The organism is Enterobacter sp. fkY84-1, assembly GCF_052974705.1.
On the sequence record NZ_CP169393.1, the window covers coordinates 590,709 to 612,638 of the forward strand.

22 protein-coding genes and 1 pseudogene are annotated in these 21,930 nt (G+C 57.4%); 9 read left to right on the forward strand and 14 right to left on the reverse strand.

The window, feature by feature from the left end:
- The first annotated feature begins 60 nt into the window (after positions 1–60).
- The 6 genes and pseudogenes from ACEPLT_RS02775 to ACEPLT_RS02800 all read left to right on the forward strand — a co-directional run bounded on the left by ACEPLT_RS02775 (position 61) and on the right by ACEPLT_RS02800 (position 3,920).
- Positions 61–390 (forward strand): antibiotic biosynthesis monooxygenase family protein, encoded by a 330-nt coding sequence (locus tag ACEPLT_RS02775; protein ID WP_008501327.1) that lies wholly within the window; start codon positions 61–63, stop codon positions 388–390.
- Positions 369–485 (forward strand): annotated as a pseudogene (locus ACEPLT_RS02780) (amino acid-binding protein); the annotation flags it as partial. The gene ACEPLT_RS02775 and the pseudogene ACEPLT_RS02780, both read left to right, overlap by 22 nt.
- A complete protein-coding gene (locus ACEPLT_RS02785) occupies positions 478–1,173 on the forward strand; it encodes an ArsR/SmtB family transcription factor (RefSeq protein WP_232928527.1) in 696 nt (231 codons plus the stop codon). The pseudogene ACEPLT_RS02780 and the gene ACEPLT_RS02785, both read left to right, overlap by 8 nt.
- A 146-nt stretch (positions 1,174–1,319) precedes the next feature.
- Complete coding sequence (locus tag ACEPLT_RS02790) at positions 1,320–1,790, forward strand: MarR family winged helix-turn-helix transcriptional regulator (protein ID WP_021240623.1); 471 nt, start codon at positions 1,320–1,322, stop codon at positions 1,788–1,790.
- Entirely contained in the window at positions 1,787–2,854 is a 1,068-nt protein-coding gene (locus ACEPLT_RS02795) for an HlyD family secretion protein (RefSeq protein ID WP_025912094.1), read from the forward strand. The genes ACEPLT_RS02790 and ACEPLT_RS02795 overlap by 4 nt, the downstream gene beginning before the upstream one ends.
- Positions 2,844–3,920, forward strand: a complete 1,077-nt coding sequence (locus ACEPLT_RS02800; protein WP_232928525.1) for a DUF2955 domain-containing protein — start codon at positions 2,844–2,846, stop codon at positions 3,918–3,920. The genes ACEPLT_RS02795 and ACEPLT_RS02800 overlap by 11 nt, the downstream gene beginning before the upstream one ends.
- Here ACEPLT_RS02800 and ACEPLT_RS02805 read toward each other — a convergent pair.
- Positions 3,917–5,188 (reverse strand): DUF445 domain-containing protein, encoded by a 1,272-nt coding sequence (locus tag ACEPLT_RS02805; RefSeq protein WP_126348752.1) that lies wholly within the window; start codon positions 5,186–5,188, stop codon positions 3,917–3,919. The genes ACEPLT_RS02800 and ACEPLT_RS02805 overlap by 4 nt on opposite strands.
- A gap of 171 nt (positions 5,189–5,359) precedes the next feature.
- On the opposite strand from ACEPLT_RS02805, the gene ACEPLT_RS02810 reads away from it, so the two are divergent.
- Both ACEPLT_RS02810 and ACEPLT_RS02815 read left to right on the forward strand, forming a co-directional pair.
- On the forward strand, positions 5,360–6,319 hold the full coding sequence (locus ACEPLT_RS02810; RefSeq protein ID WP_447088327.1) for a hypothetical protein: 960 nt from the start codon (positions 5,360–5,362) through the stop codon (positions 6,317–6,319).
- 165 nt (positions 6,320–6,484) lie between these two features.
- Positions 6,485–7,855, forward strand: coding sequence for an NAD-dependent succinate-semialdehyde dehydrogenase (locus tag ACEPLT_RS02815; protein WP_232928520.1), 1,371 nt, complete (start codon positions 6,485–6,487; stop codon positions 7,853–7,855).
- Between the two features lie 45 nt (positions 7,856–7,900).
- Here the strand turns inward: ACEPLT_RS02815 and ACEPLT_RS02820 are convergent, their stop codons facing one another.
- Positions 7,901–8,221, reverse strand: a complete 321-nt coding sequence (locus ACEPLT_RS02820; protein WP_008501314.1) for a hypothetical protein — start codon at positions 8,219–8,221, stop codon at positions 7,901–7,903.
- Positions 8,221–8,766, reverse strand: a complete 546-nt coding sequence (locus tag ACEPLT_RS02825) for a YfaZ family outer membrane protein (protein WP_008501313.1) — start codon at positions 8,764–8,766, stop codon at positions 8,221–8,223. Before ACEPLT_RS02825 ends, ACEPLT_RS02820 begins: the two co-directional genes overlap by 1 nt.
- Before the next feature lie 411 nt (positions 8,767–9,177).
- Here ACEPLT_RS02825 and ACEPLT_RS02830 point away from each other — a divergent pair, with 411 nt between their 5' ends.
- Positions 9,178–10,536 (forward strand): esterase-like activity of phytase family protein, encoded by a 1,359-nt coding sequence (locus ACEPLT_RS02830; protein WP_032675894.1) that lies wholly within the window; start codon positions 9,178–9,180, stop codon positions 10,534–10,536.
- Between the two features lie 68 nt (positions 10,537–10,604).
- Here the strand turns inward: ACEPLT_RS02830 and yjiA are convergent, their stop codons facing one another.
- The 11 genes from yjiA to ACEPLT_RS02885 form a co-directional block, all read right to left on the reverse strand.
- Positions 10,605–11,558 (reverse strand): GTPase, encoded by a 954-nt coding sequence (gene yjiA, locus ACEPLT_RS02835; protein ID WP_063622614.1) that lies wholly within the window; start codon positions 11,556–11,558, stop codon positions 10,605–10,607.
- A gap of 10 nt (positions 11,559–11,568) precedes the next feature.
- Entirely contained in the window at positions 11,569–11,772 is a 204-nt protein-coding gene (locus ACEPLT_RS02840; protein ID WP_003856610.1) for a YbdD/YjiX family protein, read from the reverse strand.
- Between the two features lie 96 nt (positions 11,773–11,868).
- On the reverse strand, positions 11,869–14,022 hold the full coding sequence (locus ACEPLT_RS02845; RefSeq protein WP_223539976.1) for a carbon starvation CstA family protein: 2,154 nt from the start codon (positions 14,020–14,022) through the stop codon (positions 11,869–11,871).
- A 191-nt stretch (positions 14,023–14,213) separates the two neighbouring features.
- On the reverse strand, positions 14,214–15,131 hold the full coding sequence (locus ACEPLT_RS02850; protein WP_232928518.1) for a helix-turn-helix transcriptional regulator: 918 nt from the start codon (positions 15,129–15,131) through the stop codon (positions 14,214–14,216).
- 178 nt (positions 15,132–15,309) lie between these two features.
- The gene (locus ACEPLT_RS02855) at positions 15,310–15,819 is read right to left on the reverse strand and encodes a 4-hydroxyphenylacetate 3-monooxygenase reductase subunit (RefSeq protein ID WP_045907710.1); all 510 of its coding nucleotides are present in this window, start codon (positions 15,817–15,819) and stop codon (positions 15,310–15,312) included.
- 17 nt (positions 15,820–15,836) lie between these two features.
- Positions 15,837–17,399 (reverse strand): 4-hydroxyphenylacetate 3-monooxygenase, oxygenase component, encoded by a 1,563-nt coding sequence (gene hpaB, locus ACEPLT_RS02860; protein ID WP_219369255.1) that lies wholly within the window; start codon positions 17,397–17,399, stop codon positions 15,837–15,839.
- Between the two features lie 195 nt (positions 17,400–17,594).
- Entirely contained in the window at positions 17,595–18,485 is an 891-nt protein-coding gene (gene hpaA / locus ACEPLT_RS02865; protein WP_008501306.1) for a 4-hydroxyphenylacetate catabolism regulatory protein HpaA, read from the reverse strand.
- Positions 18,457–19,809, reverse strand: a complete 1,353-nt coding sequence (gene hpaX / locus ACEPLT_RS02870; RefSeq protein WP_032655012.1) for a 4-hydroxyphenylacetate permease — start codon at positions 19,807–19,809, stop codon at positions 18,457–18,459. The genes hpaA and hpaX overlap by 29 nt, the downstream gene beginning before the upstream one ends.
- A 21-nt stretch (positions 19,810–19,830) precedes the next feature.
- The gene (gene hpaI, locus ACEPLT_RS02875) at positions 19,831–20,628 is read right to left on the reverse strand and encodes a 4-hydroxy-2-oxoheptanedioate aldolase (RefSeq protein WP_032655009.1); all 798 of its coding nucleotides are present in this window, start codon (positions 20,626–20,628) and stop codon (positions 19,831–19,833) included.
- 9 nt (positions 20,629–20,637) lie between these two features.
- On the reverse strand, positions 20,638–21,441 hold the full coding sequence (gene hpaH / locus ACEPLT_RS02880; RefSeq protein WP_024908290.1) for a 2-oxo-hept-4-ene-1,7-dioate hydratase: 804 nt from the start codon (positions 21,439–21,441) through the stop codon (positions 20,638–20,640).
- A gap of 100 nt (positions 21,442–21,541) precedes the next feature.
- A complete protein-coding gene (locus tag ACEPLT_RS02885; protein WP_032655006.1) occupies positions 21,542–21,922 on the reverse strand; it encodes a 5-carboxymethyl-2-hydroxymuconate Delta-isomerase in 381 nt (126 codons plus the stop codon).
- Positions 21,923–21,930: the final 8 nt, after the last annotated feature.

A 21,930-nucleotide genomic window follows, 5' to 3' on the forward strand; every position in this document is an offset into this window, starting at 1 on the left:
CGAAGCATTGTGCTTTTCCCTCCTGCATTCTCTCCCCAACATCACAACGGAGAGAAAACCATGATCGCAGTCCTTTTCGAAGCCAAAGCCGCGCCTGCCCATCAGGCGCGCTATCTTCAGCTTGCCGCAGAGCTTAAGCCGCTGCTGGCGGACATCGACGGCTTTATTGATATCGAACGGTTCCAGAGCCTGACGACCGACGGCAAAATCCTCTCTCTTTCCTGGTGGCGGGATGAAGAGGCCGTCCGCCGCTGGAAGCAGAACGTCTTTCATCAGGCGGCGCAGGCCGAAGGGCGGGCGTCGATTTTTTCTTTCTACCGTATTCGGGTGGCGCAGCTGGTGCGGGAATACAGTTCCGAAACCGGAGGGCACGCGGCGTGTCTATCCTGACTCAGTACAGCGACCATGCGAATCACCTTATTCTGCTGACGGATGATGATAAGCTGGCCGCAGAGATCACCGAACCCTGGGCGGCCCATGCTTAAGACGAGTTTACCCTCCGATAACAGCGCGATGCTGGAAAAGGCGATTGCCGCGGTGGCGGCTGCCATGGCCGATCCGTCGCGCGTGAAGATGCTCTGTGCGCTAATGGACGGGCGGGCGTGGACGGCCACTGAACTGAGCGCGGCGGCAGATGTCGCGCCGTCGACCGCCAGCGGGCATCTTGCCCGGCTGGTTGAAGGGCAGCTAATAACCTGCCTGTCGCAAGGGCGGCATCGCTATTATCGTCTTGCCGGGCACGACGTGGCGGCGCTGGTGGAACAGATGATGGGGCTTTCGTGGAGCCGCATTACCCCGCCGGAAACCACCGCGCCGAAAGCCATGCGTGAAGCCCGGACCTGCTACGACCATCTCGCAGGCGCCGTGGCGGTGCAGATCTATGATTTCATGCAGGCGGAAGGCTGGCTGGAGGCTGACGGTTCCGCATTGACCCTCTATGGCCGGGAGCAGTTCCCGGCGCTCGGTATTCCGTTAAGCGCGCATCCGCGCCGGAAGGCCTGCTGCGCCTGCCTGGACTGGAGCGAGCGACGGTTTCACCTGGGCGGAGAAGCCGGTGCGTTGTTGCTCGACCATCTGGAAAGTAAAGGCTGGATCCAGCGGGTGGCGGGGTATCGGGAGGTGGTGGTGACGGCGTCGGGGAAGGCCGCTGTAAAAAGACTTTTTAGCCGCTAAAAATGCCCGGTGGCGCTGCGCTTACCGGGCCTACGCGTACATCGCCTCCAGTAACACCTTTCGCAATTCCTGCGCTTTAACTTCTCGTTTCTTGATACTTACCCTGATAACTATTATCTTGACCGCGTGTGACGAGAGGTTTCCCCATGAGTGAAGAAGAACTGTTCTGCCGCAGGCCGATGGGCATGCGGATGGCGATGATCGTGCGCCAGTGGCGTGCCGTCATCGACGACGCCATTCTCGATACCGGGTTAACCCAGTCGAGCTGGACGGTGATGATGCAGCTTCATCAGCTCGGGGATAACGTCTCAATGAGTGAGCTGGCGGAGGTGCAGGGCATTGAACTGCCGCCGCTGATGCGCACCCTGACACAGCTGGAAAAACAGGGTTACCTGCTGCGCACCACATCGCCTTATGACAAGCGCATCCGGCTTCTGACGCTGACGCCTGAGGGAAAAGCCATATTACAAAGGCTCACTCAGGTGATTGAGACGTATCAGGCGCGCGTATCGCAAAACATCGCGCCGGAACATCTCGACATTTTCAGCGCCACGTTGAATCAAATCGCCTGCAATTTGCGGACAATCCGCGAAGAAGATAACAAGACCGAAAAATAATGACCCCTGAACAAAAGTTTGCCCGCTGGGTAAGGGTGAGTATTGCCTCTTTCCTGCTGATGTTTGTCTACTTTATCGTCGCGGATATCTGGATCCCGCTGACGCCGGACTCCACCGTGATGCGCGTGGTGACGCCGGTGTCTCCGCGCGTCTCCGGCTACGTGGCGGCGGTACATGTCCATAACAACAGCCAGGTGAAGAAAGGCGATCTGCTGTTTGAACTCGACGACACGCCGTTTCGCAATAAGGTGGAAGCGGCGCAAATCGCGCTCGAGCAGGCTCGCCTGTCTAACGAACAGCTGGATGCGCAGATCGCTGCCGCGCAGGCCAGCCTGAAAACCGCCGTGCTGACCGCGCGTAACGACAAAGTGACCTTTGATCGCTACCAGAAGCTGAGCACCCTGCAGAACGTCTCGCAGGCGGATCTGGATAAGGTTCGCACCACCTGGCAGAGCAGCGAGCAGTCCGTCAGCACGATTCAGGCCAACATCCGCAACCTGCGCATCCAGCGTGGTGAGCGCGAAGAACACCGCAACGTGACGCTGCAAAAATACCGCAACGCGCTGGATGACGCTGAGCTGAACCTCGGCTGGACGAAGGTCTACGCCCAGGCGGACGGCACGGTCAGTAACCTGCAGCTGAGCCCGGGCTTCTACGCTTCCTCCGGTTCGGCCGCGCTGGCGCTGGTAAACAACCAGACCGATATCGTGGCCGATTTCCGTGAGAAGAGCCTGCGCCATACCCATCAGGGCACCGATGCGGCCGTGGTGTTTGACGCCTTCCCGGGACACGTTTTCCGCGCCCACGTCACCAGCAGCGACGCGGGGATCCTGGCAGGTCAGGAGGCCGTTAATGGCCAGCTCTCCGAGCCGGAAACCTCTAACCGCTGGGTGCGCGATGCCCAGCGCATGCGCATTCACGTCTCGCTGGACGAGCCGCTGCCGAAGCATCTGCCGACCGGCGCCCGCGCGACCGTGCAGCTTTACAACAGCGAAGGGCCGTTTGCGCGCTTCTTCTCCGGGATGCAAATCCACCTGGTGAGCCTGCTTCACTATGTCTATTAGCACCCTGGCGCGAGTATTTACCCCGCACGGTAACATCGTCTACACGGCAAACGACTTTCGCCAGACCCTGCGCATCGTCTTTGCCGGGATGATTGCGCTCAGCATCTCCAGTTTCTACAACACCAGCTACGGCGTCTTTTTCGTGGTCTATCCGATCATGCTGCTCTCGCTGGTGCCGGTGTTTAACCGCCACGTGGCGAAGCAGTTTATCTTCAGCGCATCGCTCAACTGCGTCGAAATGGTGATTATCATCGGCTATCTGTCGCAATGGCCGGTCATCATGACGCTGGTGGTCTTTGCCCTGTACGTGATGCGCTTTCGCTTTATGAGTAAAGGCCCGCTGTTTCTGTTCGGTTCGATGGGCGTGGTGTGCCAGAGCGTGATGCTCAACTTTATGAGCTACCCCACCACCAACTGGCACACGCTTTTGTTCTCGAACATCGAAGCCAGCGTGATGGCGGTGTGCCTGAGCGCGCTGATGAACTATCTCCTGCCGGACGTGGAGCCCCGCAAGCCGCCGCCGCTGATCGAGAAAGACGACGCCCGCGTGCGCCACGAGTCGCTGCTCTCCGGCACCGTCGCGACGCTGATATTCGTCGTGTTTCAGATTAGCGACTTAAGCGATTCGCTTTCGGCGCTGATGGCAGGGATTCTGATCCTGTTCCCGATGCACTATCGCGGCGCGGTGATGAGCTCCATCTGGCGCGTGGTCGGCGTGGTGCTGGGCTGCCTCTATATTCTGGTGGTGCAGCTGATCCTCTACGATCACAGCAGTCATATGCTGTTGATGATGCCGCTGATCGGCCTTGGGCTGGCGTTTGGCGCGCGACTCCACGTGATGGAGAAGGTCGGGGCGGGCGTAGGCTTCTCCAGCATCACCACCATCGGGATAATGTTCGGGCAGAACATGCACCCGGACACCGACCTGGTGTTCAGCGATCTGTACCGCATCACCTCCGTCACCTTTTCGCTGGTGGCGACGCTGACGATGGTCTTTCTGATGCACCTGATCCTCAACCGCTTCGAGGCGACGCGCTACGTCATCGCGCCGCCCAAAGTAGATTAATGTCCCAGCACGGCAGGCAGCTGCGAGAGTAAAAACAGGATCAGGCCAATCGTCCCGCCCACAAGGGTGCCGTTGACGCGGATAAACTGCAGATCCTTGCCAATGTTCAGTTCAATCTGGCGGGACATGTCTTTGGCGTCCCAGCTTTTGACCGTGTCGCTGATGTGGCGGGTCAGAAACGCCGCGAAATCCGGCGCCACGCGATGCGCGGCCTGCTCCAGATGCTCGTTCAGCGACGCCCGCAGGCTGGCGTCGTTAGACAGCGTTTCGCCAAACCACAGCCCGGCGTTGGCGATGCGCTGCTTCACGCGCGAGTCCTCACTCTGCATATCCGCCTTCAGCCACTGGCGCAGGTCTGCCCACATCTCCCCCAGATAGCGGTTAAACGCCTCGTCGTTTTTCAGGTAGTGCTTAATGTTGTCGGCTTTTGCCGCCATCTCCGGATCGTTTTTCAGGTTGTCGATAAGCTTCAGCGTGGCGCGGTCAAACGCCTGGCGGATCTGGTGCGTGCGGTCGTGGCTGATATCGTCCAGCAGCGTGTTAACCGCGTTCGATACCATCTCCGCACTCTGATCGCCCAGCCACTCGGTAGGCAGCACCATCGCCTTGCGCGGGTGCTCGGTCTTCAGCCAGTGGACAATCTGGTCGGCAATAAAGTCCCGCGTGCTTTCCCGCTGAATCAGGGTAATCAGACGGTTGATGATGGCGTCCAGCAGCACCTGGTGGCGGTTGTTTTTGGTCATGCTCTCCAGCATCACGGCGCTGGTTTCGGTGAAGTCGACCTTGTCGATGGCCTTATGCACCGCGCGTTTGAGCAGGCGCTGAATGCGCCCGTCGTCGGTGAGTTCGAGAAAACCGCTCATCACCTGCATCAGATGCAGCCCGACGCGCTGGGCGTTGTCGGGCTTGCTGAACCAGGCGCCAATCATCTGTGCGGGCTCATAGCGGCGGATCAACGCCACCAGCGACTGGGTATCCAGAAACTTCTCCTGCACGAACTGGCCGAGATTGTCGCCGATCCGGTCCTTATTGCGCGGGATGATCGCCGTATGGCGGGAGATAAAGGGAATCGGCACCCGGCGGAACAGCGCGACCACCGCAAACCAGTCCGCCAGCGCGCCGACCATTGCCGCCTCGGCAATGGCCTTGACGCCGCGCACCCAGAAGGTCTGCGGCAGGAACAGGGTGGTGATAAAGGCCGCGGCGGCAACCAGCAGCAGCGACAGCGCCAGCAGCTTGGCGCGTTTGAGTTCAGCTATTTTTTCCATGGGTTAAGGATAGAGGGAAGCGGGGGGAAAGTGCAAAATATGTTGTGTAATAAACGAAATAGTCATTTCGCTTTTATACTTATGTGAAAAAAACTGCTTGCATTTTGTCATAATGTAGCAATAGATTTTTTGAAGATTAAATCGATTGTCTTATTCATAGAGTGAAATTAAATGACTTTAAAGATTCGCATCATCAATGGAGTGAAAAGTAAATCTGTCGATCTCTTTTTGTTGTTTTTCTATGTGGTTTGCCTCATTCTTATAAAAATAAAAAGCCCTGCAAGTATATACATATCTTATGTATTATTTGCTGCGCTTATCATCGTAATATATGTAAGAAAAGAAAGAAGTAGCGAGATTGTTAATCTTTTTACACGCTTTGAAAATGAACTATGGATTAGTAAGGTAGCAGGATGGACATCTCTTATTGCATGGTGTTCTTTTATATTAATTCCGTTTTTAATTAATATAAAGTTTATTTATATGGCGAAAGTGCTCCTTATGATTTTCGTCGTTCTAATTGCGATAAGTAGTATTCTTACAATTTTTATCCTGGAAATAAACGGATACAAGAGTATCAAAAAAATAAGGCTGGTATTATTTTCTTTTATATCATTATGCTATGCGTTATCAAGCGCCTTCTCAGCAAGTCTTTTTTTTCAAATCAGCAATCTGGATTTATCTTCTAGCCCTTGGGTTGAGTTCTTATGGAAGCTTACTGCATTCTTCGTGTTATTCTCTTTTATTTTGCAGTTAGTAACCTATGTGATATTTGTTACGACTGCAGATAAATTTCAAGGATATACACTTTTCAATATTTTGGGGGCTTTGATGTTACTGACTTTACTTATGACGTTTGTCACTGGCAGTCTTGACGTTGTTGCCTATTATGTGTTGAATTATTCTACTGATGTTGAGTGGAGGGATAATTTCTCTTGCGGCAGTAAAACTTTCAAGCATCCAAATGAGAAATATTTTGGTTTTGATACTGAGAAATATACAGTTTATTTTTCTGACCGTAATGGTAAATGGGGTTTTGATGAAATAAAATGTATTAAAGGCAATCAGGGGAATGATGGCTACACTGTGAAAAACGTGTCAGAACAAACTATTCCTACATGGGCAAAGTAAGAAGTGTTGAAGGAATATGAAGCAAAGATACGATACTGACCCCTGTCTGTGGATGGCAGGGTCGTAATGTCTTTCAGAAATCTCCGGATATACCCAACTTTACGTCCACAGCCAGTCATGTTGACTACCCTTAATACCCTAAGCGGTAAAACAAGGAGATTCGACATGGCTTATCAGACAGTAAATCCTGCCACTAACCAGCTCATCAAAGAATACCCCTCACATACCGACGCGGATATCGAAGCGGCGCTGAAGGCGGCCGATGCGCTTTACCATTCGGACTGGGCGAAAGGCGACATCAATCAGCGCCTGCCGGTGCTGCATAAGCTTGCCGATCTGATCGACGAGCGCACCGAGGAGCTGGCGAAAATTGCCAGTCAGGAGATGGGTAAGCTCATCGAACAGAGCCGTGGCGAAGTGAAGCTGTGCGCGCAGATCGCCCGCTACTACGCCGACAACGCGAAGCAGTTCCTGGCCCCGGTGAAGTATCAATCCGAACTCGGGGAAGCGTGGGTGGAACATCACCCCATCGGCGTGCTGATGGCCGTTGAGCCGTGGAACTTCCCGTATTACCAGCTGATGCGCGTTCTGGCGCCAAACCTGGCGGCGGGTAACCCCGTTATCGCCAAGCATGCCAGCATCGTGCCGCACTGCGCCGAGACCTTTGCGCACCTGGTGCGCGAGGCGGGGGCGCCGGAAGGCGCATGGACCAACCTGTTTATCTCGTCCGAGCAGGTGGCGAACATCATTGCTGACGATCGCGTGCAGGGTGCAGCGCTGACCGGCTCCGAAAAAGCCGGCAGCGTGGTGGCCGCGCAGGCGGCGAAGCACATCAAGAAATCCACCCTTGAACTGGGCGGTAACGACGTGTTCGTGGTGCTGGACGATGCGGACCTGGACAAAGCCGTCAGGATTGGCGTGAATGCGCGGCTCAACAACGCCGGGCAGGTCTGTACCGCGGCGAAGCGCTTTATCCTGCATGAAAAGATTGCCGACGCCTTCCTGAGCAAATTCACCGAGGCATTTAAGCAGGTGAAGATTGGCGATCCGCTCGACGAAAGCACCACGCTGGGGCCGCTGTCGTCGAAAGATGCTCTGGAAACGCTGACCAAACAGGTCAACGAGGCGGTGAAAAACGGCGCGACGCTGCACTATGGCGGCAAGCCGGTGCAGCGCGACGGGAGCTTTTTTGAACCGACGATCCTGACGAACATCTCGCGCGACAACCCGGCGTACTTTGAAGAGTTCTTCGGCCCGGTGGCGCAGATGTACGTGGTGAAAAACGACGACGAGGCGGTCGCGCTGGCGAACGACTCCCACTACGGCCTGGGTGGGGCGGTATTCAGCCAGAATATCGAGCGTGCGAAGAAGATGGCGTCGCGGATTGAGACCGGGATGGTGTATATCAACTGGCTCACCGATACCGCGCCAGAGCTGCCGTTCGGCGGCGTGAAGCGCTCCGGTTACGGACGCGAGCTGTCGGATCTGGGGATCAAAGAGTTTGTGAACCAGAAGCTGGTGGTGGTGCGTCAGTAAGAGGCCATAAAAAAAACCTGCCAACCGGCAGGTTTTTTTATGGAGTTATTGCACTTCGATCTTGTCCCAGCCGCTTTTGAACATGCAGCTGTCAACCAGCGTATCCCGGCGATATTCATTCGCGTCTTCAACCGTGTAGCTCGTGGAAATATCCTTTTTCTTTTTCGATTTGTCCGTTTTTTCCGAGCTCGAACCGGTCACCACGTTATCCGGGGGAAGATCGATCAGCGCCTGCGCTTCGCATTCCGTGAGCTTTTTATTCATTTCCGCATCGCTGACGCCCGGTTTCACCCATTTGTACTGGACGCAGCCGGTGAGCATCAGCGTGAGGCTCAGAACGCAAAGCGCGGTCATGCGGTGTTTCATCAGAAGGTGACTCCACCGCCTACATATGCGCCGTCAATCAGCGTGTGGCCAGGGCGGCCGTCCTTGCCATCAACGCTCACGTGGCGGTAGCCCACTTTCAGGGTCACTGGCGTAATCGGCGTCCAGCTTACGCCGCCGTTGGCTTCCACGTAGTTTTTCACGCTGTTGTTCAGCCCTTCTGGCGCCACGTAGCCTTCACCGTACACGTGGATGCTGTCGGTCAGGGCAACGTTCACACCGCCGCCGATCGGGAACGCCACGCCGTTATCGCCTTTCTTCGGGCCGATGTAAATGGCTTTGGCACCCGCATTCAGCATCACTGGGCCCACTTCCAGGTTGTAGCCTGCGCCCACGCCGCCGGTCTGGGTACCGTCATCGGTGTTTTTAAGCCAGTTGCTTTCGGCATACAGGCCGGATGAGGATTTCCCCATCTCGAGGTTAAGGTTGGTAAAGTTTTTACCCTGCTCAATGCTGCCGCCCATTGCCAGAGCGGAACCCGAGAGGGCGGTCAGAGCAGAAAGAAGAAGGATATTCAGTTTTTTCATGTTTTATGCCTCGTCATTAAATTCATCTGGGGGCACCTTAACAAGCGATGTTTATGACTGCAAATGTGATGAAGGTCGCTGTTTTATGCTGATATTGTTAACTTTTTTATTTGAAATGTTGCATCGATGTTTGATTGTCGAGGTGTCAACGCGTGATGTTCGGACGTTTAGGCACCGTTTAATTTTTTGACTAAACATAAACTGAACGAGGAAGGGATAGTGATTAGAGGTGAATTAATTGGGTTTCTAATAATTTCCAGAAGTATTTCAGATGTCACACAATACAACACAACCTTACATTTCAGGGCAATGAATATACGTTCACCCGCGCACGCCGGTTGCCTTTCTATGTCATTTTTCTGACACGTTTATTCTTTACGTTGTTGGCTTCACTCACTGGACACTAACAATATGAAAAGAAAAATTATTCCTGTGCTTATCGGTTGTGCGCTCTCTTTCTCTGGCCTGGCTGCGCAGCCTACCGCTGAGCGCTATATCGTCAGCTTCCCTGACGGCTCCCATGTGAAATACAGCGGCGCGTTTGCCGATGCGTTCCCGAACGGGCTTCCGGTGGGGATTGGCTCTGGCCTGCTGTTTACGGGCAAGCAGGGCGATGCCCTGACGTTTGCGACCGTGACCGATCGCGGTCCCAACGCCGATGCGCCAAAAATGGGTAAAAACGAAGCCAAAATCTTTGTTACGCCGGATTTCGCGCCGCTCCTGATGACCATCCGCGTCCAGAACGGCAAAGCGGAGGCGGTTGATGCCCGCCCGCTGCACGACGATAAAGGCGAGATTAACGGTCTGCCGCTGCAAAGCGGCGTGATTGGCTCCACCAATGAAGTGGCGTTCAGCGACACCCTCAAGGTTCTGAAAGGTGATAACCGCGGACTGGATACGGAAGGCATTACGCCGGACGGCAAAGGCGGCTACTGGCTGTGCGACGAGTACGGCCCGTTCCTGATTAACGTCGACAGCAAAGGCAAGATCCTCGCGATCCACGGGCCGCAGGCCGCGGAAGGGGAAAAATCTATCGCGGGCGGTCTGCCAAACATCATCAAATGGCGCCAGCCCAACCGGGGCTTTGAAGGCCTGACCCGGATGCCGGACGGGCGGATTATCGCCGCCGTGCAAAGCACGCTGGACATCGACGGGAAGAGCAAAAAGCAGGCGCTGTTCACCCGTCTGGTGAGTTTCGACCCGGCGACCGGCAAAACCGCGATGTACGGTTACCCTATCGACAGCGCGGCCTACGACAAAAACAGCGATGCCAAAATCGGCGACATCGTGGCGATCGATAATCAGCACATCCTGCTGATTGAGCAGGGAAGCGATAAAAACGACGGGATGCGTAACCTGATTTACAAGGTGGATCTCAGCAAGGCGAGTGACCTGACCGCCTTCGACAAGCCGGGCGAATATCCGGAGTTTGATGATGAGAAAACCCTGGCGCAGCGCGGCATTACCCTTGCGGCAAAAACGCAGGTGGTCGATCTTCGCGCGCTGGGCTGGCAGCAGGAGAAGGCTGAAGGACTGGCGCTGATCGACAGCAAAACGCTTGCGGTGGCGAACGATAACGATTTTGGCGTGAAGGTCGCGATGCAAAACCCGGTCGAGGGCAAGAAGCTTAAGGATTACCGGGTGAACGCGGAAGGCAAGCTGACGCTGGATGATAAACCGGTGGAAACCACGCTCAGCGTGAAGCCGCTGAAGAAGCCGGAGTCCGACAGCGAGCTGTGGATTGTGACGCTGCCGGAGGCGGTGAAATAAGTTTACCGCTCACCCCTCTCCCCATAGGGGAGAGGGGATTGTTCGGATCGCATAGTTAAGCGGGGAGGCTATTTCTTCAGCCCCGCAAACGCCGCCCGAATCTCCTCTTCCGGCAGTTGGATGCCTATAAACACCATCACGCTGTGCGGCGGTTCATCGCCCCACGGTCGGTCCCAGTCGGCGCTGTACAGGCGCTGCACGCCCTGGAACAGCAGGCGGTTGGGCTCGCCGTCAATCCACAGCATCCCTTTGTAGCGCAGCAGCTTGTCGGCAAACGACAGCAGCAGGTTCTCCATTACGCGGGAGACTTCGCTGATATCCACCGGATAATCCAGCTCCACCACAATTGACGCCACGTCGTTTTGCTTGTCTCCCATAAAGTGGAAGCGCGGTTTCGCGGTGACATTCTCCTCCAGCATAAAGCCGTTGGTGTTGAACAGCTGGGACAGGTCGATATCGCCGTGCGTCACCGTGTAAATTGGCGCGCGGGAGTTGATGCGCGTCAGGCGCTCGCGAAGCTTAACGCTTTCGCCCGCCACGTCGGTTTTGGTCAGCAGGATGCGGTCGGCGTAGCCCACCTGAGACTGGGCGATGGTGAACTGGTTCATCTGCTCGTCCGCGTGGACCGCATCGACCAGGGCAATCACGCCGTCCAGCAGGTAGCGCTGGCAGAGGATTTCGTGAGAGAAAAAGGTCTGAATAATCGGGCCGGGGTCAGCCATGCCGGTGCACTCGATCACCAGACGGTCAAAGTCGATTTCACCGCGATCGCGGCTGTCGAGCAGGTCCAGCAGGGCGTCTTCCAGCTCGTTAGAGCGGGTGCAGCAGATGCAGCCGTTGGTCAGGGTTTTGATCTGCGTGGCGCGATCGCCAATCAGCTGGTCGTCTACGGAGACTTCGCCAAATTCGTTTTCGATGACGGCGATTTTGAAGCCGTGCTGCTCGTTCAGAATGTGGCGCAGCAGGGTGGTTTTACCGGCGCCGAGGAAACCGGTCAGCAGGGTAACGGCAATCGGGGTCATGGTCTCTCCTTTAGCAGCAGCGGACGCCGCCTTCTCCACTTCCGCCGTAGCGCGCTTCCTGACGCTCGCGGAAGAATTCGGTGTAGGTCATGTATGGCTTATCCGGATGGTTGGTCTTCATATGCTCAACGTAGTTGTCATAGTCCGGAATGCCAATCAGCATTTTCGCCGCCTGACCGAGGTATTTTTTTGCTTCGCCTAAGTTACCAAACATAACGTGTCCTGATAAGAAAAAGCCCGGTGGCGCGCAGCGATCCGGGCCTACAGTACCGTTGTAGGGCGGGTCAGCGCAGCGCCACCCGCCATTGTTTTAGTGGTGTGAAGAGGTCTTCACGCCGCCTTCCGGCACCGGCACGTACGGGGTTTCTTTATCCGTGCGGCCTTCAGCGTTACGCACTTTCAACCAGGTGTTGATGCCGTAGAAGATAATGCTGTATACCACCACCAGGAACAGAATGCTCAGACCCGCGTTGGTGTAGTTGTTCACCACGATATGGTTCATGTTGGCAATCTGCTGGGCAGTCAGGTCTGCGCCGCCTGCGGCAATCTTCTCTTTGTACTGGTTAGCCATGAAGAAGAAGCCTTCCAGCTGCGGGTTGGCGCTGAACAGCTTCAGGCCAAGCGCCCAGGTGGTGCAGAGCAGCAGCCACAGCGCAGGCACCACGGTGACCCAGATGTATTTGGTGCGCTTCATCTTCACCAGGACCACGGTGCCGAGCACCAGCGCCACGGCAGCCAGCATCTGGTTAGAGATACCGAACAGCGGCCACAGGCTCTTCACGCCGCCGAGCGGGTCGACAACGCCCTGATACAGCAGGTAGCCCCAGAGGCCGACGCAGCCCGCCGTACCCAGAATGCCCGCCACCAGAGAGTCGGTTTTCTTCAGGAACGGCACGAAGTTACCGAGCAGGTCCTGCAGCATGAAGCGGCCCGCACGGGTACCGGCATCCAGCGCGGTCAGGATGAACAGCGCTTCGAACAGAATACCGAAGTGGTACCAGAAGCCCATGTCCGCCCACGGCAGCACTTTGTGGAACACGTGTGCGATACCGACGGCCAGCGTCGGTGCGCCACCGGCGCGGTTCAGCACGGACGGTTCGCCGATGTCCTTCGCGGTCTGCATGATCTGCTCAGGCGAAATCACGAAGCCCCAGGAGCTGACGGTCGCCGCCGCGTGTGCGCTGGCGTCTTTCAACTGCGCCATAATCAGCGCCGCGTTGTCGCCGCCCATCTCATGCAGGTTAGGCATAGTGATGCCGAGACCCGCCGGTGGGGTGTTCATCGCAAAGTACAGACCCGGTTCGATGATGGACGCGGCAACCAGCGCCATGATCGCTACGAAGGACTCCATCAGCATCGCGCCGTAGCCGATCAAGCGTGCGTCTTTCTCGTTCGCCAGCAGCTTAGGCGTGGTACCGGAGGAGATCAGGGCGTGGAAGCCGGAGACCGCACCGCAGGCAATGGTGATGAACAGGAACGGGAACAGGGCGCCTTTCCACAGCGGGCCGGTACCGTCGATGTACTGCGTTACCGCAGGCATTTTCAGATCCGGGTTGATCAGCAGGATGCCGATCGCCAGACCGACGATAACGCCGATTTTAAGGAAGGTGGCCAGGTAGTCACGCGGGGCCAGAATCAGCCAGACCGGCAGCAGCGCGGAGATAAACGCATAGCCAATCAGCGCGAAGGTAATGGTGGTGTCCTTGAAGGTCAGCGCCGGACCCCAGTACGGGTCGTGCGCAATCACGCCGCCGAAGTAGATGGAGGCGACCAGCAGCACGATACCAATCACCGACACTTCACCCACGCGTCCCGGACGCAGGAATCGCATGTAGATCCCCATGAACAGCGCAATCGGTACGGTAGAGCAGACGGTGAAGACACCCCACGGGCTTTCGGCCAGCGCTTTCACCACGATCAGGGCCAGCACCGCAAGGATGATGATCATGATCAGGAAGCAACCGAACAGGGCGATAGTTCCCGGCACGCGGCCCATCTCCTCTTTGACCATCTCACCCAGAGAGGCGCCGTTACGGCGAGAAGAGATAAACAGCACCATAAAGTCCTGCACCGCACCCGCCAGCACCACGCCCGCCAGCAGCCAGAGCGTACCCGGCAGGTAGCCCATCTGCGCGGCCAGTACCGGGCCGACCAGCGGGCCCGCACCGGCGATCGCGGCAAAGTGGTGACCAAACAGCACGTAGCGGTTGGTTGGCACGTAGTTCAGGCCGTCATTGTTAATGACCGCCGGGGTGGCACGCGTCGGGTCGAGCTTCATGACCTTCTGCGCGATGTATAAGCTGTAGTAGCGATAAGCCACAAGATAGACTGAAACCGACGCGACCACGATCCACAGGGCGCTTACGTGTTCGCCCCGGCGTAATGCGACAACCGCCAGACAAAAAGCGCCGAGGATCCCGAGTAAGGCCCAGGGCACGTGCTTCAGTAGTTTTTTAGTATCCATAGTAAGACCTGGTTTTTTATGTAAAGAAAAAAGGGTCAGGGTTCGTTGTGAGGAGGTATTGATTAATGCTGGAGCGATCGTGCCAGATCAACGCGCGCGTAAAGGACGGTAAATGAATGAGTGGTTGAAAGTGCCGGGTGAGCGGTCAAAGGCGGCGACGAGCGGTTTCGGCGCGCCGCCAGTGGGCGAAATTATGTGATTGAGATCACTTGATTATTCGGGGTACGCTCCACGGCCAGATAGCTTTCCAGCGTCCTGATGAGCTTCTCCTTCAGCCAGCTTGGTTCCAGTATCTGAATATGGGGGAGCCAGTAGAACAGCAGCGGCAGGATCTGGTTCTCGTGGGCCGCCTGGCAGCGCAGCGTGACGCCGCCCTGTTGCTCCTCCAGCAGCTCCTGTTCCGGCAGAAGATCGCGGCGCAGGAAGTAATGTGAAATATTATCTTTAATGAATATTTTCACCACGAAAGTATCTTCGGACACCCAGGGATCAAGGCTTTTTTCCAGCAGCTCAAGGACATTTTCTTCAGGAGTGAAGGTCGTTTTCTGAATATCAAACCAGCTAATCTGGCTCAATGAGAAGGATTTCAGCCGGCTATTTTCGGTGGCTTGTAAATACCATATATTTTTTTTGTTAATGAGTTTATAGGGATTAATCAGGCGGGTTTTGCCCTTATAAACGATCTGGCAAACATTATGGTTTTTAATCGATTTCTCGACTTTCGTTAAATGACGGCGAATATCGCGTTCTAACGTGTGTTCCGCTTCATTACCAAGAATAAGAATATGGTTTTCGTCTACGCGCGTTTCAAGCTTTTGCCAGAATTCCGTATTTCTTTCAGGGAAAAAGCTGTCGGCATTCATAAAGTTAGCCAGAGTGTGGTGCAATCCTTGTCCGCCGGGCGATTGTGCAGAATGAATCAGACGATATAGCCCGTTACCGGTATGTTCAACAATGGGCGAGAGGGCATTTAAATCCCGGTAGACGGTGCGCTCGGTAATTTTAAATTTCTCCATTAGCGCACTGCGGTTTACCACACCGTTTAAATGTAGCTCAAGGAGAATATCGACCAGACGTTCAGCCGAGCGGCTCCGCGTCGTTTTAGCCATAAGGTCATCCTGTATATATAGGCATGCGCTGAATGATGCGGGGGCACTGACACAACCTGTCAGTATTCAGGCACAGAAAATTTCTCTTATGGGTATATAACGGCGTGATTTAGCGGAAACCTTAGGAGTTTTTGTAGAAAGCGGCGCTGGCCGGAAAAAAGGGCCAGCGCGAGGGAGATCACACGGCGGCTTCCGTCTCCAGCATGACCGGGTGGAAACGTCGCCTGAAGTAGATCAGGCCGTGGCCCGCATCACTCAGGATGATGTTTTTAATTTCAACAAGATAAACCAGATGCGTGCCGATGGTTTGTACCTGGCTTATTTCACCTTCAAGGCTGGCCAGCGCGCCCTTGAGCACCGGCTGCGCCAGCGGGCCTTTCTGCCAGCAGGAGAGGGCAAAGCGATCCTCCATCGTCATACCGGTCATCCCGGCGAAATGGCGCGCCATGATCTCCTGCTCGTGGTTCAGCACGTTAACGCACAGCCTGCCGTTGCCCTGGAATACCGGGTTCATGGCGCTGTTGGCGTTGATGCATACCATCACCGACGGCGGGGTGTCCGTGACCGAGCAGACGGCGGTGGCGGTGATGCCGCAGCGTCCGGCCTCACCCTCGGTGGTGACAACATTGACCGCGGCCGACAGGCTGGCCATCGCGTCGCGAAAACGCAGGCGTTGTTCTGATTGCATGAAAACCTCCCGCTGCGCTATTTCAGCAGCTTATCCAGCATGTTGATATCGCTGTTATTGTGCAGGTGCGGCACCGTCCAGCCGTGTTGGTCGTATTCGGACATGCAGCGGTCGACCATCGCCATCATCTTGTCCATGTTGCCGGAGCTCTGCGCCTGGCGCAGACACTGCAGGCGGATCTCATCCTGGCTGCCGGAGTAGTTAATTTCGTACAGCTCGTGACGACCGCCAAACTCGCTGCCGATGGCATCCCACATCAGCTTCAAAATCTTGATGCGTTCGACGTGATCCATGCCGTTGGAGCCGCGCACGTATTTCGCCAGATACTGGTCGATCTGCGGGTTGTTCAGATCCCGGGCGCTGGACGGCAGGTAGATCAGCCCGGAGGTGACGTTACGCTCGATGATGTTCTTGATCTTCGCGTAGGCCATTGGGGCCATCACGCGGTAGGTCTGCAGCGCGGCGTGATCCGGCAGATACGCGCCGTTGACCCACGGCGTGGCTTCGGAACACATGGAGTCGCTCAGCGCCCAGAACATGTTGCGCCAGGCCACCACTTCGCCGAGATCCGCCTGCACGCCGCGGAACTCCAGGGTGCCGGTGCACTCCAGGGATTTCTTCAGCAGAGCGGTGATGAAGTCGAGCTTCACCGCCAGGCGCACGCAGGCCTGCAGCGGGTACATTCGCGCAAAGCCGCCTTCCATCGTCCAGCGGCGGCAGCGGTCGAAATCGCGGTAGATCAGCACGTTTTCCCACGGGATCAGCACGTGATCCATCACCAGGATGGCATCGTTCTCGTCAAAGCGGCTGGAGAGCGGATAGTCGTACGGGGATCCGGTTGCGCCTGCCACCATCTCGTAGGAGGCGCGGGAGATCAGCTTCACGCCCTCGGCATCCATCGGCGCGACGAACATCAGCGCGAAGTCCGGGTTTTCGCCCATCACCTGCGCGGATCCAAAGCCGATCATGTTGTAGTGGGTCAGGGCAGAGTTGGTGGCCACCACTTTCGCGCCGCTGACGATAATCCCGGCGTCGGTCTCTTTCTCCAGCTTGATGTAGACGTCTTTTACCTCGTCCGCTGGCTTGTGGCGGTCGATCGGCGGGTTAACGATGGCGTGGTTGAAGTACAGGCCGGTTTCCTGAATGCGGGTGTACCAGTTCCGGGCGTTCTGCTCGAACTGGCCGTAGAAGGCCGGGTTGGCGCCCAGCGCACAACCGAACGCGGCTTTGTAGTCCGGCGTGCGGCCCATCCAGCCGTAGCTCAGTCGCGACCACTCGGCGATGGCATCGCGCTGCTGGCGCAGGTCGTCGGCGCTTTTCGCCACGCGGAAGAACTTGTGGGTATAGCCGCCGCTGCCGGTGTCGGTGCCCCAGCACAGCGTGTCCTGCATGTCCGGCTTGTGCAGCGCGTCGTACATCTGCGCGATGGAGGCTGCCGCATTGCGAAATGCCGGATGGGTGGTGACGTCTTTGACGCGCTCGCCGTAGATATAAATCTCACGCCCGTCCTGCAGGCTTTTTAAATACTCTTCACCGGTTAACGGACGTTTGGTATCGGCGCGGAACTCTTCAGGCTTCATAGGGACCTCGTATCGGAATAGTGTTGTTAAATTTATGTTTTGTTTTTGTTGTTTAATTGAAGCCTGAGAGGGACGTAACGTGAAGGGACGATTGGGACAACGACGGGTACTTTTCGGGTGGGATGTGGTTTTGTGATCTGTGCGGCTTTTCGGCGGGTGGCGCTGCGCTTACCCGCCCTACGAACCGTGATGCGTTCAGGAAACCGGTACTTTCTGCGCCCGATACGCGCTGGGCGAGCACCCCACTAAGCGGTTAAAAAAGCGGGCGAAATAGGCCGGATCTTTGAACCCCAGCTGCCAGGCAATCTCGCTGACGGTGCTGTCGGAGAAGAGCAGCAAGCGTCTGGCCTCCCGCAGCTGGCGGTCGAAGATCAGGCGTTTTGGTGGGCGGTTGGCGAAGCGGCGGCAGATATCGGTCAGGCGAGATTCGGTCAGGTGCAGCTCGCTGGCGTATTCCGGCACCGTCCAGTGCTGGTGGTAGTGGGTGTCGATCAACTGGGTAAAGCGCTGGAACAGCTTCAGCTCGCCGCGCATGCCGCCTGACGCGTGGTCGTCGAGCTTCGCGTTGCGCAGCAGCAGGGTGAAAACTGCCTGGGCCAGCAGGACCAGCGTATGCTCGCGCCCGGGCAGCTGCTCCGTGGATTCCCGGGCAATCAGCTGCCAGTAGTGCTTCAGCGCCGCCAGCTCGTCCGGCCTGTCGGCAAGCGAAAGGCAGATCCCCGGCAGGCCAAACGCCTCCCGCGTGCCGGGGTAGAGCACCTCAAGCAGCGGCCAGATCAGATCCTCGCGCACCGTCAGCACGTGTCCGTCGCTGTCGGATTCGGTGATAAACGCGTGCGGCACCGACGGCGGCGTGAGGACGAACAGCGGGGCCTGCACCGAATAGCGGTGATCGTCGAGCTGGAGCTCAATCTGCCCGGTATCGAGAAAGTGCATCTGAAAATACTGGTCGTGACGATGCGCCTGCATGTCGCGGCCAAAAAAGGCCGCCATGCGGGCGAACGACTGGTAGTGCACATCGTCGGTGCCCAGACTTTCGTCGTACTCCTTGCTGATATCAATGTTGGCGATAGGGCTCTGGCACATGATCGTTCCTCTGTTGATCCCGCTGCGTCATCGGAATACGCGTCAGCACCAGCGCGCCGACCACCAGCAGCCCGGCCACAAACCACAGTCCCGAGCTGAAGCTGCCGGTCGCGTCGCGCAGGATCCCAATCAGCAGCGGGCTAACGGCGGAGCCGACGTTGCCGATGGCGTTGATCACCGCCAGCGCCACCGCGCGGGACTGCAGGCTAATCACCCGATCCGGCGTGGTCCAGAATATCGCCATGGCGGTAAACGATCCGGTTGAGGCCATGATGATGCCAAGCAGCTGGATCAGGCTGTGATCGGTCGCGGAGGCCAGCATCCATCCCGCCGCGGCGAACAGGTACGGCAGGATGGTGTGCTTTTTTCGCTCTTTCAGCCTGTCGGAGCGGCGGCTCCACCAGATCATCCCGAGGATGGTGCAGAACTGCGGGATCGCCGCCAGCAGGCCGATGACGATGTTGCTGCTCCCCGTGTTGAAGCTCTGCAGGATCTGCGGCGTCCAGATGTTGATCGCGCTCAGCGTATTGGTCAGGCAGAAGTAGGCCAGCGTGTAGAGCAGCACCGCCGGGGTCAGCACCTCGCGCAGCGTCGAGCGCGGCGTGACGGATTGGGCAATGGCAACCTCCTGCTCGCGGGCGATCATCGTTTTGAGCGCCCGCTTTTCGTCCTCATCCAGCCAGGTGGCCTGATCCGGCGTGTCGTTGAGGTAAAACCAGGTCACCACGCCGAGCACCACCGACGGCAGCCCTTCCAGCAGGAACAGCCACTGCCAGCCCTTGAGGTTCCACAGTCCGTCCATCGCCAGAATGTACCCGGAGAGGATTGAGCCGAGCATCATGGTGACCGGCATGGCAATCATAAACAGCGCGTTGGCGCGGGCGCGGTGATAGGCCGGGAACCACCAGGTGAGGTAGACCAGAATCCCCGGCAGGAAACCGGCTTCGGCAATGCCCACCAGCATGCGCAGAACGTAGAGGGTTTCGGGGCTGGTGGCGAACATGGTGCAGGTGGAGGCAATACCCCACACTACCATGATCCCGGCGATCCAGCGGCGCGCGCCGATCTTCGCCAGCATGATGTTGCTCGGGATCCCGCACAGCACGTAGGTGACGTAAAAGAGCGTCGCGGCCAGGCCAAACATGGTTGAGGTGAGGCCCAGATCTTTGCCCATCGTCAGCCCGGCGAAGCCGATGTTGATGCGATCGAGAAACGAGAAAACAAACAGGATAAAGAGAAAGACGATCAGGCGTCGGAACAGCTTGTGAATGGCGCGATGTTCAACAGCTTTATTATCATGGGTTTGCAGGGTAGAGGTCGTCATGGTGCGCTCCAGATCTTACGTTTAGTAGACGGATTTATTGTTATTAACTGACGTAACCGGTTTTTCGATAAAGCGTGCCGCCAGCGCTTCCGCGCCGCGGGCGAGCAGGGTCGTGTCGACCCCGACGGCGACAAACCGCGCGCCGAGTTCAAGATAGCGTTTTGCCAGCTGCTCGTTCGCCATCAGGATGCCGGGGGCTTTACCCGCAGCGCGTATCTGTGCGATCGCCTGTTCAATGGCGGCCTGCACCTCCGGGTGCTGAGGATTGCCGGCAAAGCCCATGTCGGCGCTGAGATCCGCCGGGCCGATAAACACGCCGTCGACGCCTTCCACGTCCAGGATCTGCGGCAGGTTTTTCAGCGCCTCGCGGGTTTCGATCTGCACCAGCACGCACATGGCGTCGTTGGCCTGCTGCAGGTAATCCGGAATGCGGTTCCAGCGCGATGCGCGCGCCAGGGCGCTGCCGACGCCGCGAATGCCCGCGGGCGGGTAGCGGGTGGCACGTACCGCCTGCCGCGCTTCGTCGGCGTTTTGCACCATCGGCACCAGCAGGGTTTGCGCACCCACGTCCAGCAGCTGTTTGATTTGCACCGGGTCGTTCCACGACGGGCGCACCACCGGCTGGCTCGGATAAGGGGCGATAGCCTGCAGCTGGGTTAAGACGGTCTGCACGCTGTTCGGCGCGTGTTCGCCGTCGATCAGCAGCCAGTCGAAGCCTGCCCCGGCCAGCAGTTCGGCGCTGTAGCTGCTGGTCAGCCCCAGCCATAACCCAATTTGCGGACGGCCTGCTTTCAGCGCCGCTTTAAATGCGTTTTGCATTGTGCTCTCCTAGACAAAGCGGCAGCTGATGGAGCCCATGTTGCCGTAATCGACGTGGAAGGTGTCGCCTCTGCTGGCGGGCACCGGGCGGGTAAACGAGCCGCCGAGAATGATTTGGCCAGGCTCAAGCTGCACGTCGTACGGCGCAAGCTTGTTGGCCAGCCACGCCACGCCATTGGCCGGGTGGTTCAGGACGCCTGCGGCCACGCCGGTCTCTTCGATCACGCCGTTGCGGTAGAGCAGGGCGGAGATCCAGCGCAGGTCCAGCTCGTCGGGCTTAATCGGACGGCCGCCGAGGATCACCCCCGCGTTGGCGGCGTTATCGGAGATGGTGTCGAAGACCTTGCGCGGACGCTGGGTCTCCGGGTCGACGTTGTGGCAGCGGGCGTCGATCAGCTCCAGCGCGGGGATGACGTAATCCGTGGCGTTATAGACGTCGAAGATCGTGCAGTTCGGGCCGCGCAACGGTTTTGCCAGCACGAACGCCAGCTCCACTTCAATGCGCGGGACGATAAAGCGATCGACGGGAATGTCGCTGCCGTCGTGGAAGAACATGTCGTCCAGCAGCGCACCGTAGTCCGGCTCGCTGATTTGCGAGCTGGCCTGCATCGCTTTGGAGGTCAGGCCGATCTTGTGGCCCTTCAGCACGCGGCCTTCGGCGATCTTCAGGCTCACCCATTCGCGCTGGACGGCGTAGGCGTCTTCAATCGTGATCTCCGGGTAGTCCAGCGAGATCGCGCGGATCTGCTCCCGGGACTGTTCCGCCTGATGCAGACGGTGGGCGATCAGGGTATGGGTATGTTTGTCGAGCATGGCGATATCCTGTTGTTGCCGGGTGGCGCTGCGCTTACCCGGCCTACGTTCGGGGCCGTTGTAGGCCCGGTAAGCGAAGCGCCACCGGGCAAGCAGACGGCTACTTAAACAACGCGTGCACGTTGTTTTGTTTGTAATTGAGCGTCGGATGTAGCTCGTCGAGCTCAAACGACAGCGCCAGGTAGCGGCTCGCCATCAGTTCCGCAAAGTGCGCTTTGATCAGCCCAAACAGCATCTCCCCCACGGCTTCCCGGCTCTCCAGACTGCGCCCCGCGCCAATCTTCAGCGTCATATGGACAAAGGCGTAATCATGCTTGCCGTCGGCCATCTGCCAGGTGTCCAGCCAGTGGGCGCGGCTGCGGATACCGCCGAGCGGGAAGATGCCCGTGGCGGCGAGCGCCTCGTTCACTTTGGCGAACAGCCCCGGCAGGTCGGCCTGCTCGCGGATGTTGTCGGTACATTCAGCAATAAAGTGCGGCATAGTGGCTC